Origin of the sequence: Aquabacterium sp., from assembly GCF_029946005.1 — a bacterium.
GTDB lineage: Bacteria > Pseudomonadota > Gammaproteobacteria > Burkholderiales > Burkholderiaceae_C > Aquabacterium.
Genome location: NZ_JAQSDR010000004.1, coordinates 63,580 through 74,179 on the forward strand (window position 1 = coordinate 63,580; position 10,600 = coordinate 74,179).

10 protein-coding genes and 1 pseudogene are annotated in these 10,600 nt (G+C 59.8%); 4 read left to right on the forward strand and 7 right to left on the reverse strand.

All coding sequences use genetic code 11. The annotated features are described in order from the left end of the window. The first annotated feature begins 30 nt into the window (after nucleotides 1-30). Nucleotides 31-1,299, forward strand: coding sequence for an NAD(P)/FAD-dependent oxidoreductase (locus tag PSV38_RS02770; RefSeq protein ID WP_300544603.1), 1,269 nt, complete (start codon nucleotides 31-33; stop codon nucleotides 1,297-1,299). Next, a complete protein-coding gene (gene ubiE, locus PSV38_RS02775) occupies nucleotides 1,296-2,027 on the forward strand; it encodes a bifunctional demethylmenaquinone methyltransferase/2-methoxy-6-polyprenyl-1,4-benzoquinol methylase UbiE (protein ID WP_300544605.1) in 732 nt (243 codons plus the stop codon). The genes PSV38_RS02770 and ubiE overlap by 4 nt, the downstream gene beginning before the upstream one ends. Nucleotides 2,028-2,041: 14 nt before the next feature. Here ubiE and PSV38_RS02780 read toward each other — a convergent pair whose 3' ends face one another. Continuing rightward, on the reverse strand, nucleotides 2,042-2,638 hold the full coding sequence (locus PSV38_RS02780; RefSeq protein ID WP_300544607.1) for a chalcone isomerase family protein: 597 nt from the start codon (nucleotides 2,636-2,638) through the stop codon (nucleotides 2,042-2,044). 114 nt (nucleotides 2,639-2,752) lie between these two features. Between PSV38_RS02780 and PSV38_RS02785 the strand changes: the two genes are divergently transcribed. Continuing rightward, nucleotides 2,753-3,565: a MerR family transcriptional regulator gene (locus tag PSV38_RS02785; protein WP_300544610.1), complete on the forward strand. Its 813-nt coding sequence runs from the start codon at nucleotides 2,753-2,755 to the stop codon at nucleotides 3,563-3,565. A gap of 7 nt (nucleotides 3,566-3,572) precedes the next feature. Here the strand turns inward: PSV38_RS02785 and PSV38_RS02790 are convergent, their stop codons facing one another. Continuing rightward, nucleotides 3,573-7,220: a DUF748 domain-containing protein gene (locus tag PSV38_RS02790; RefSeq protein ID WP_300544613.1), complete on the reverse strand. Its 3,648-nt coding sequence runs from the start codon at nucleotides 7,218-7,220 to the stop codon at nucleotides 3,573-3,575. Nucleotides 7,221-7,388: 168 nt separating this feature from the next. Between PSV38_RS02790 and PSV38_RS02795 the strand changes: the two are divergent. Next, nucleotides 7,389-7,694: pseudogene (locus tag PSV38_RS02795) on the forward strand (polysaccharide deacetylase); the annotation flags it as partial. Here PSV38_RS02795 and PSV38_RS02800 read toward each other — a convergent pair. From PSV38_RS02800 to PSV38_RS02820, 5 genes are all read right to left on the reverse strand, one after another. Next, on the reverse strand, nucleotides 7,657-7,980 hold the full coding sequence (locus PSV38_RS02800) for a hypothetical protein (RefSeq protein WP_300544615.1): 324 nt from the start codon (nucleotides 7,978-7,980) through the stop codon (nucleotides 7,657-7,659). The pseudogene PSV38_RS02795 and the gene PSV38_RS02800 overlap by 38 nt on opposite strands. Nucleotides 7,981-8,008: 28 nt before the next feature. Beyond that, complete coding sequence (locus PSV38_RS02805; protein ID WP_300544618.1) at nucleotides 8,009-8,290, reverse strand: antibiotic biosynthesis monooxygenase; 282 nt, start codon at nucleotides 8,288-8,290, stop codon at nucleotides 8,009-8,011. A 165-nt stretch (nucleotides 8,291-8,455) separates the two neighbouring features. Continuing rightward, entirely contained in the window at nucleotides 8,456-9,235 is a 780-nt protein-coding gene (locus PSV38_RS02810; protein ID WP_300544621.1) for a DUF1828 domain-containing protein, read from the reverse strand. Then, nucleotides 9,232-9,708 carry a hypothetical protein gene (locus PSV38_RS02815; protein ID WP_300544623.1) on the reverse strand — a complete coding sequence of 159 codons (477 nt, stop codon included), beginning with the start codon at nucleotides 9,706-9,708 and terminating at the stop codon, nucleotides 9,232-9,234. Before PSV38_RS02815 ends, PSV38_RS02810 begins: the two co-directional genes overlap by 4 nt. Before the next feature lie 118 nt (nucleotides 9,709-9,826). Continuing rightward, the coding region (locus PSV38_RS02820) for a hypothetical protein (RefSeq protein WP_300544625.1) at nucleotides 9,827-10,600 on the reverse strand (774 nt) is incomplete at its 5' end.

Consider the following 10,600-nt stretch of genomic DNA (forward strand, 5'->3'; position numbering starts at 1 on the left):
ATGCGCTGATAAGGCGCGACAATCCCGCCCATGCAGCAATTTGACGTGGTGGTGATCGGCGCAGGCGCGGCCGGTCTGTTTTGCGCGGGCATCGCCGGGCAACGGGGCCTGAAGGTCCTGGTGATCGACCATGCCGAAAAGGTGGCGGAAAAAATCCGCATCTCGGGTGGTGGCCGGTGCAATTTCACCAACAAGGAAGTGGCGCCTGCCAATTTCTTGAGTGAAAACCCCCACTTTTGCCGCTCGGCCCTGGCGGGCTACACGCCCCAGGATTTCATTGGCTTGGTCGAACGCCACGGCATCGCTTGGCATGAGAAGCACAAGGGCCAGCTTTTTTGTGACCGGCGCGCTGACGACATCATCCAGATGCTGCTGCGCGAATGCGACGCAGGCCAGGTCACGCGATGGCAACCCTGCGCGGTCAAACAAGTGCGCCAAGATTTTGGCGATGCCGGTCAGGGTTTCGAGCTGGACACCGACCAAGGCACGGTGCGGGCCCACCAAGTGGTCGTGGCCACGGGTGGGCTGTCGATCCCCAAGATTGGCGCCACCGACTTTGGCCAAAAGCTGGCCCAGCAGTTTGGCCACACCCTGGTCCCTTTGCGACCGGCACTGGTGCCGCTGACCTTCGACGCCGACGAGTGGGCGCCGTGGTCGGCTTTGTCGGGCATCGCCTTGCCCGTGGATGTGTCCGTGAGCGTGGAGTCGACCGGCAAGCGCAAACAAACCAGCAGCGTGCATTTCCTGGAAGACCTGTTGCTCACGCACCGTGGACTGAGCGGCCCGGCCGTGCTGCAGATTTCCAGTTACTGGCGCCCAGGCCAGGCCTTGAGCATCGACATCGCGCCACAAGGCAGCTTGGCCGACGCATTGAAGCAGGCCAAAACAGGGTCGCGCAGGCAACTGTCTTCCGCGTGGGCACAAGCACTGCCCGAAGGCGTGCCGCAGCGCCTGGCCCAGACCTGGCTGGAACAGGCTGCCGTGGCCCTGCCAGCTTTGCGCGCCGATGCCCCGCTGGCCGAGATGAAAGACCGTGACCTGGAAGCGCTGGGCCAATCGGCCAATGCCTGGTCCATCACGCCCAAAGGCACCGAGGGCTACGCCAAGGCCGAGGTCACGGCGGGCGGCGTGAACACGCAGGAACTCAGCTCACAGACCATGGAAAGCAAGAAGATCCCCGGCCTGCATTTCATCGGCGAAGTGGTCGACGTGACCGGCTGGCTGGGCGGCTACAACTTTCAATGGGCCTGGGCCAGCGCCGCCGCCTGCGCCCGCAGCTTGGTAAGATCCCACCCATGAGTTCCACACACTTCGGTTTCGAGACGGTTGACGAATCACAAAAGGCCACGCGCGTGCGCGGGGTGTTCGATTCGGTGGCCAACAAGTACGACGTCATGAATGACCTGATGTCGATGGGCATGCACCGTTTGTGGAAGGCCTACACCATCGCCGCCAGTGGCGCCAAAGAGGGCCAGAAGGTGTTGGACATCGCCGGTGGCACGGGTGACCTGGCGCAGGCTTTCGCCAAGCGTGTGGGCGCTTCGGGCACCGTGGTGCACACCGACATCAACGAAGCCATGCTCAGCACCGGCCGCGACCGCCTGCACAACGAAGGCGTGGTGCTGCCCACCACCATTTGCGACGCCGAAAAGCTGCCCTTCCCCACCGGCACGTTTGACATCGTCAGCGTGGCCTTCGGCCTGCGCAACATGACCCACAAGGACCTGGCCCTGGCCGAGATGTGCCGCGTGCTCAAGCCGGGCGGCCGTTTGCTGGTGCTGGAGTTTTCAAAAGTGGCCAAGCCGCTGGAGAAAGCCTACGACTGGTACTCGTTCAACGTGCTGCCCAAGCTGGGCCAACTGGTGGCGGGCGACGCGGCCAGCTACAAATACCTGGCCGAATCCATCCGCATGCACCCGGATCAGGCCACGCTCAAGGGCCTGATGAAAACCGCTGGCTTTGGCCACGTCGATGTGCACAACATGACGGGCGGCGTGGTCGCCCTGCACATGGGCATCAAGTGCTGAGCTGAGCTCTGCCTTCAGCGCGAAGACAAGCCCAGCAAGTCGGCCTTGAGGCCTTTGTCGGAGACCTTCTCGCCAATCCAGATCTTCAGCAACCCCTGGTAGAAGTCTTCGCCGGGGATGTCCTTGCCCAGGGGCTGCCCCCCCAGGACGATGTGCGCGCCTGAGCCCGGCAGGTAATCCAGTTGAATCACGTCGCCTTTCTTGGCGTCACCCGCCGACATCAGGGTGGTGTGCAGCTCGTCCAGCCGTGACTGCAAGGACACCAGCTCTCTCGGGCTCAAGTTGGCCACCATGCCCTTGACCAGAGCCTCTGACAGATCACGACCGCGCACATCCCGGAGCATGGTGATGTGGACGCTTTTGGGCCCGGGCTGAGCCAGCACTGCCCCGGCATTGCGATCGCGCCCGGGCAGGTAAAGCGCCACGGCGTAAACCTTGAGGATGAGTTTGGTGCGCAAACCTGCACCATTGAGCACCAGCGCCTGCCCAGCCACCTCGCAACGGTCGTCAAACGTGACGCCAGCCACCACTTGGGCCGCATGCGCCACCGACGGCAGCGTGGCCGCACCCCACAGACCCAGGGCCAACACCATCGAAGCAACTGCCTTCATCACGATCCTTGATACCTTGCAAAATCGCCGCACCAATGCGACACGCCTCATGTTACATCGTCAATGCAACATTGCAACGGTATCATCCTGTTTACCGCATCCCGTTACCCCGCAATGACCGCCTCTTCTGCCAACCATTCACGGTCTCGCCGCCGCCCCGCTGACACGTCGGACATGACGGTGGAAGACCTGGCCAATCAAACAGGGGTGAGCGTGCGCAACATCCGCGCGTACCAAACCGCCGGCTTGTTGCCCCCACCGCGCCTGCAAGGACGGCTGGGCTTGTATGGGCAGGAGCACCTGGGCAAGCTGGAGTTGATCCGCGATCTGCGTCAGCAAGGGTTCGGGCTGGAGGCGATTGGGGACATGCTGGCCAATACGCCCGATGGCGCCTGGTCCGAGTACTCGCTGGTCACCCACCTGTTTTCCAAAAGCTTTTTCACGGTGGAGCCTTCGCAGCGCAAGGCGATGGCGGAGATGGCATCCCATTGGGGCGCCACCGCCAGTCCGGCGCAAAAGGAGCGCCTGGCCAAGAACGGCCTGTACCGGCCGGTCGAGGGTGACGAGGTCGAGATGCTCAGCCCATCACTGGAGCGCATTGGCATCCAGCTGGCCGAACTGGGCGTGTCACTGGACACCGTGCTGGACCTGCAAGACGACTTGATCCGGCACACGCGCGCCATTGCCAAGACCTACGTTGAACAACTGTTCCTGGACCTGATCCAGATGATGACCAAGGACAAGGCACCAGGTGCTGACGCCTCGGCCACCATCGACGCCCGGCAAATCGCGCAGTTGCACGCGGTGTTCGAGCGCCTGCGGCCGCTGGCCATTGGCTCTATCTCGGCGGCCTTTCCCGTGGTGCTCCAGCAGGAGTTCGACAACGGGATCAAGAAGCGCTTGAAGGCCGGCGGCAAGAAGCGCTGACCGGTCATCACTTCAGCGTGAACTGCACGCGCGTGGTCGGCCCCTTGTCGTCGGGCAGCTTGTCGGTGCCCACTTTGGAAGCCGTCAGCAGCACACGCTCGGGCGACAGCTTCGTGGACAGGTAAGCCTTGACCCGATCGCCACGGCGATTGGCCAAGGTCAGAAAACTGGCCTGGTCCACCGTCGCGGCGGCTTTCAGCAAGGCCTCCATCTCTGGCGCGGGCAAGGTCTTGGCCAAGCCGACCAGGTTGCGCGGCTTCTTGATGTCAGCGGCTTTGTAGGCGGCGGTGAGCCACTGGTCGCGCTCCTCGGGGGCGATGGTGACCGAGGCCAATGACTGCTCGGTGGCTTTGGCTTTGGCCTGGCGCATCAGGCGCATCAAGTGGCGCTGGCGCAGGCCTTCCTCGTCCATGGTTGGGTCGGCGCGGCCAGTGGCTTCCAGCTTGACCGTGGGGCGGTCGGTCAGTTTGGTGACCAGGGTGTCCAGGCGTTGGCGGGCGATGTCGCTGAGGTCGTCATCGCCGGGCTCGAAGGGCACGAAGCCCAGCTCGTCCTGGCCGCCGCCCATCAGCAAGGAAAACGGCGCGGTCACGGCCTTGGTCAGCAAGTTGATGACGACGCGCCAGATGATGCCGCCCACCGAGAATTGCGGATCGTCCAGCGACCCAGAGATGGGCAGGCTCACATCGATCTCGCCCCGGCTGTTCTTGAGCAGGGACACGGCGAACTGCACGGGCAGGCTGGTCGCGTCGGGGCTGTCCACCTTGTCGCCGAAGGTGAGCTGGTCCAGGAAGATTTTGTTCTCGGCTTCCAGCTTGCCGTTGTCGACCTTGTAGTGCACGGTCACCGACAGCGTGCCCTTCTCGATCGCGTAACCGGCATAGCGGCCGGCATAAGGCGTCAGGCGCGTCAACTCGATGCCTTTGGCCGAGCCCTGGATGTCGGTGTACAGGCGCGGGCCCAGGGGGTGCAACTGCCCGGTGATCAGCAAGGGCGCGCTGTCGTCCACGGCGCCGGAAATCTTGACGGTGGCAGGCTCGGGCTTGGACGAGGCCACGGCCGACACATCGCCCTCGACCTGCGTGAGGCGTGCCGAGTAGTTGGGCTTGATGAAGTTGTCGGTGAAATCGACACGGCCTTTGCTCAGCTTGATGCCTTGCCAGCGCAGGTTCATGCCCGCCATGGCAGGCGATGACGGTGCCGGGGCGCTGGCCGAGGATGCGGGGGCGTTGGCGGCCACGGGCGCGGCAATCGGCGCAGAGGCTGCGGGCGTGGCTTGCGGCGTGGTCAGGGACTTGGTTTCAGCACCCGCTTCACGCTTGACCAGGTCCGACAGGTTGAGCTTGCCATCGGGGTTGATGATGAGCCGGCCGTAAAAATCATTGAGCGCGATGCGGCCCAGGTCGGCGTTGAGCGCACCGGCCTTCCAGTTCACGTCCAGGCCCTCCAGGGCCAATGAGCGCCAGCGTAAAAAATCGGCCTGGTTGACGCTGTCTTGCGTGCGCAGGTCGGTCAGGGCAAAACGGCCCTGGTAACGGGCGTTGATGGCCTGAGGATCTTTGCCTGGCGCAGCTTCCAGGCTGAGCTTGCCGTTGACATTGGTCTTGGCCGACACCAACGCCACGTTCAGGTAAGGCGCGATGTAGGACTGAAAGGCCTTCAAGTCCAGCCCGGCAATGGCCAGTTGCGAGTTCACGCGCAAAGGCTGCACACGCACATCACCACTCAGTTGGATGCGGCCATTGCTTTGGCCCAAACCGTTCAGGTCAAAACCCATGACCTGCGTGAGATCGCTGGACAGGTTCTTCAAGCCCAGGTCGGCCTGGTGCAGGGACAGGCGGGCGGCAGGAGTCACCGACTGGTCATCGACCTGCACCTTGCACAGCTTGCAGCGTAACTCGCCCACCTTGATCAAGGGCGCGGCCTGCGCGGTGGCAGGCTTGGCGGGGGCCGCGCTGGCCCGCCCGGGCGCAGGCTGCATCACCCACTGGCCTTGCGGGTCACGGGTGGCTTGCGCGTCAAGCTTGTCAAACGTCACGGAGGCCACCGTCAGGGACTGCAAGCCGGTGGCCGTGGGTGCCAGGCCCACACGCGCTTCCAGGCCCTGCACGTCCAGACCCGCCAGATCGACATGGTCCGTGGCTTTGGCCTTGGCCGCCTTGGTCTTGAGGCCCGTCAATTGCACCTGCCCTTTGGACAAGCTCAAGCTGTCGGCATTGGCTTGCAGCTCGGTGCTCAAGGTCAGCTCGCCCGACAACACTTGCAAGGGCAAGGGCACGGCCTTGCCCAAAGCGGCCAGCCAAGGCACGGGCTGCAGCTTGCTGACCGAGACCTTCAAGGTGGCTTGCGGCAACATGGGGCTCACCGCACCGCTGACATTGAACTGGCCGCCGTGGGCATCCGTGGCCGACAGCGTCAGGGCGGCAGGTGCGGCTTGGTTGTTCGAGTTCAGGCCATCGATGCGCAAGCTCACGGGGCCCAGCTTGGGCAAAGTGCCACCGCCCGGCGCTTCGGCCTGCAGGCTCGTGGCGGCCAGGCGGACCTTGTCCACCGACCAGACCCAGGGCGCCTCACGGCTGGAGGCCACGGCCACCTTGTCAGGCTTGTCAGGCATTACCACCGGCTTGGCAGCGGCCGACCGGTCTTTCGCATCGACCTGCAAACCGGCCAGGGCCACGCTGCCGATCTTCACCTGACGGGCCAATGGCGATGCATCGATGCCTTCGATTTCCAGGGACGACCAACGTCCCTGCACGCCCCCGGCAGGCCAGCCCAGGTCAATGCCCGACACCTTCAAGCTGCCACGGATCGTCAAGCTGGCCGCCTGTGGGGGCTTGTGCTCTTCAAAACTCACGGTCAGGTGGGTGTCCAGTCGGCCCTTGGCCACGTTCACCATGGCCGATGGCGGCATGAAGGGCTTGGCCGCCAGCATCCAGTGGGCCACATCCACATCACGCCAATTCAAATCCAGGGTAGAACGCAGGCCTTCGCTGAACGGCAAGGTGCGGCCGCTCACGCGCAAAGGGCTGCCATCCACGCGGGCTTCCAGCAATGGCTGCACGTCCACGCTGACAAAGCTGGGCAGGTTGGAAACGAAAGGCACACCAATGTTCAGCGTCTCGATGCGGTGCTCTTGCTGCAACACGCGGTCTGAATAGCGCACGAGCCCGTTGTTGATGCGGATGTTGTAGACGGCAAAGCGCGCGGGATCTTTCGCAGGCTGTGATGGCCCCGACTGCAGGCGCTTGGCGATGTCGGTGAAGTTGAACTGCTCGGCGGACTGGCGCTCAACCCACACCTGCGGCTGGTCCAGCGTGATGCGCCGCACCACCGGGGCCAGGCGCCAAATGGATTCGAGCGAGAGCTGAACTTGGGCAGCAGGCAATTGCAACAACTCGGCCTTGGGCGGGCCCACTTTCAGGTCGTTCATGGACACCGTCAGCGTCCAGGGCTGAACGCTCAAGCCTGCCAGCGTGACCGGGGTGCCCAGCGTCTGCGTGGCCACCGACTCGACCTGGCCCCTGGCCCAACGCGGCAACCACCAACCCAGGAGCACCGTCCAGATCAGCGCGAAAACCATCAAGCCAATGCCCAGCTTCAAGGCCCAGTGTTTGCGGTTGGGCAAGGCGGCGAGCGTGACTGGCGTGCTGGACATGGTGCGAAGGCGAGAGAGAACACCGGGAATATAAGCCGAAGGCCCTGCACCGAGTTGAAGCCCGATGGGCCTGGGCGCGGCGGGCACCCCAAGCTCAAGGCCCAGTTCGTGGAACACGACGAGCGCGCCCTGCTGATGGACTGCGCCCGCGTCATGCACGAGCGCCACGGCACCGCGCCCACGGGCTGGCTGTCACCCTGGATTTCCGAAAGCCGCCACACGCCCGACCTGCTGGCCGAATGCGGCTACCAGTACACCTTGAACTGGTGCCACGATGAACAGCCTTTGGTGATGGGCATCGCGCTGCACCCCTACATCGTGGGCCAGCCTTATCGGCTCAAGCACCTGCGCCGCGCCTTGAAGCGCGTGGCGCATGAACGCAATCAGGGCAACCTCTGGGTGAGCACGCCAGGCGCGATCTGCCTGCATGCGGCCCTCAGCCTCGCAGACGATCCAGCGCCTGGCACGACCTGATCTGCTTCAACTGCTCGGCGCGCGCCGTCCATTGAGCGGCCACACAGGCTTCTGCGGAAGCCGATGACTTCTTGCAGGCGATCGCGGCCGACGCCTTCCACTCAGACACACGGGTGTTGATGGCGATCTCGCAGGTGGGGAGTCGGCGCGTGGTGACCTCGGCCGTGGCATCGAGCAAGCGCGCTGCGGCGACCGGATCGGTCGTGGCCGGATCTGGCGCAGGCCTAGCGGGACGGGCACCCGCCGCGCCAGACAGGGTGGCCAGCATGAGCAGCGCCGCCGACATGGAAGCGGCCCAGGGCAGCGGGTTTGACTTACAAAACCCCATGTTCGATCTCGTCCAGGTAGATGAAATCAGGTGCCTTCACGCCCGCCTTCTTTCGAATCTCGACCAGCTCAGGAGATTCGAAAAACCGGCGTGCATTGGCCAGCGATGACCACCGCGAGAAATGCACGATGTGGTTCGCATCGGTGTCGTACCGCAGCAGCTGGTAGCTGATCTCGCCAGCGTCTTTGCGGATCTGCGCCGCCTGGTCGAAGATGGCTTTCCAGGCGGGGTAGCTTTCGACTTCGTGGATGATCAGAACGTGTTGCATGGGGGGCTCGATCGTGGACGCAGGGGTGTGCAAAGCCTATGAGGGGTTGTTTGACAACGTCAACGCCCAAGTTAACTGCCGCCGGAGCACGAAGCGCGGAGGGCACCAACACTGGCCATGAGAATGCCCAACGCATGGCCAATGGCCTCCGCGTTGAACCGACAGTTAGAAATTTACGCGCCGACCAATTTTCCGCCGGATGTCATCTTGCGCATCTAGGGATGCGATCATTTCACCCCCTGCATTCGACAGTCTAGCTAAGTCGGGTCTGGGAATTTGACTTTGATCTGAGAAAATCAACATTGAATCGAAAACTGCTCTAGCCCGGAGTAGCCGTTCAATAACAATTGTTGCAAGCCGAGCTTTATCTTTACTTGGAATGCCGAAAATAAATAGCGGATCAGCTTTTCCATCAATCTTAAAGTCGATTGGGTAGTCGGCGGCATTTTCCATGTTTGGGTAAATGAAATCCCGCGTCAGCTGTCCACCATCAACTATCCCAGAAATAATTTCCGCCAAATCCTCGTAGAACGTTGATTCCGTTCTTGTCCTGTTTAGAAACGTAAGATCAGTGATGCTGTTTATCGCTTGCCCAAATTTGAAAATGGCAGACCCGATTTTGCCAGGCATTGTTTCGACAAACAATTCCCCGTGGGAATCGAAAATCCCATGCTGAGTTAAGATTTGATCAAAAATCTTTCCCCTCGTGCCTTGCCTAAACTTGTCTACATCATTTTCGTAGCTCAAGTGCATCATCGTATGCCCGGCGTCAGATAGCTTAATAAATCCGTTTGATAACTCTGATAAATAAATGATGTATGGGTCGCCATCCGGGAATGAAAAAGGTGTCCGAATCATGAGCCGGTCACCTTTTTTGACGAGCTTAACGTCAGCGCACATCAAAGCGCATAGCGATTTTTGCAGCTCTTGTGTGTTGACAGTCATTTGAATAAATCCGGATAATCTTCTTCTGTTTTTAGACCAGCTATTTTACAGTCTGTTGTCAAACAATGCAATGCCCCGTTTACAGTGCTATATCGTGTGGTTTCCTCTGCATAACCCTCAGGCTTTTTTCCCGCCTTAATGTACCGCTCAGTTGCTCTATGGATGTGGCATGCAAAATCCAGTTCAGTTTCTTCCAGGTGATTGGGATGATAGTGACTGGATCCGTTATACCGAACTAACGTTATTACCTCGCCGCTTGGCATATGCCATAGTAGCCCACAAGAAAAATCATCATTAACCAATTTGCTTTGACGAACATACAATGTGTACTCTTGCCCGTCGAGACTGGTGACTTTGTAATTTCTTTGCGTGTGACTACCTTTATCGACCTCTTTTGATTGCGGGTTGGTCACCCGCTTGTTCGATAAAAGAATCGAACTGATTTTGTCGTCTGTCAGTGATTCGTATCCCATCCCTAGCCTCCCTCTGAAATTTTTAACGCCTAGGTTAACCGGCGGCAATGCGAAGCATTGACGTCCGCGTTGAACCGATAGTTAGACAGTGGATAGTTGCTTGATTTTATTGCCATGGCTATTTGCCACCTTTTGGTGGAAGCTTCATTTTCGCCCTTAGCCATTGCAAAGCAATTTTGTACGCAGGGTCGCTTTCTTTTTTTGTCAGAATCTCGAACTTTGTGACGCTCGAAGAATATTGAATTGGAAATTCATCGCCTGGAACCTGGATAGAGGGGTGATCTACCCCTGCCTGAAACCAAGGATTATGACGCTCAAAAGCACAAATTAAATCTTGATTTAATTTTTTGAAGCTCTCACTTATTGGAATTGAGCCTATCTTCTCTCGCATCTTAAATGATAGACTATCTATTGCGCAGAGGTGGCCTGTGTTGTATTCAACTCCAATGGAGTTATATCTGTTATTTGCGCTGCCATGCTCCTCAAGTTCATCGATGAAGTCATGGATGGTAAATTTCTTTAGGTAATGCGAGGCGCTAGGCTCCACGATAATACTCGGGTGTGGCAGTATATTTAACCCAGCAAAAGAGGCATCTATTATCTTGGCGGCCTCAAAGAGTTTCTTTATGGGATGACCATTAAAATCTTTGACTCCGAACCCATTCATTAGCAGAAAGGCCTTAAAGTATTTTTCCGCGGCCTGTGCTGCTGCCCAATAGAAGCCACGAGCAAGCCCATTTTGCGCCAATAGACGGGCCATTAAATAGTCTTGATCGCCCGGCACAATAAAAGATTCATAAATTACATCGACAACGTTGCGCTCCGCGCTTGCCTGTACGAGCCTGTCAGAAATTTTGTGTGTGAGGCATAGCATGTCGATAAGGAGCATGAA

What these genes read in the sequence shown, in the direction of transcription:
- PSV38_RS02770 (WP_300544603.1), top strand. Translation starts at nt 31, where the DNA reads ATGCAGCAATTTGACGTGGTGGTGATCGGCGCAGGCGCGGCCGGTCTG.
- ubiE (WP_300544605.1), top strand. Translation starts at nt 1,296, where the DNA reads ATGAGTTCCACACACTTCGGTTTCGAGACGGTTGACGAATCACAAAAG.
- PSV38_RS02780 (WP_300544607.1), bottom strand. Translation starts at nt 2,638, where the DNA reads ATGAAGGCAGTTGCTTCGATGGTGTTGGCCCTGGGTCTGTGGGGTGCG.
- PSV38_RS02785 (WP_300544610.1), top strand. Translation starts at nt 2,753, where the DNA reads ATGACCGCCTCTTCTGCCAACCATTCACGGTCTCGCCGCCGCCCCGCT.
- PSV38_RS02790 (WP_300544613.1), bottom strand. Translation starts at nt 7,220, where the DNA reads ATGTCCAGCACGCCAGTCACGCTCGCCGCCTTGCCCAACCGCAAACAC.
- PSV38_RS02800 (WP_300544615.1), bottom strand. Translation starts at nt 7,980, where the DNA reads ATGTCGGCGGCGCTGCTCATGCTGGCCACCCTGTCTGGCGCGGCGGGT.
- PSV38_RS02805 (WP_300544618.1), bottom strand. Translation starts at nt 8,290, where the DNA reads ATGCAACACGTTCTGATCATCCACGAAGTCGAAAGCTACCCCGCCTGG.
- PSV38_RS02810 (WP_300544621.1), bottom strand. Translation starts at nt 9,235, where the DNA reads ATGACTGTCAACACACAAGAGCTGCAAAAATCGCTATGCGCTTTGATG.
- PSV38_RS02815 (WP_300544623.1), bottom strand. Translation starts at nt 9,708, where the DNA reads ATGGGATACGAATCACTGACAGACGACAAAATCAGTTCGATTCTTTTA.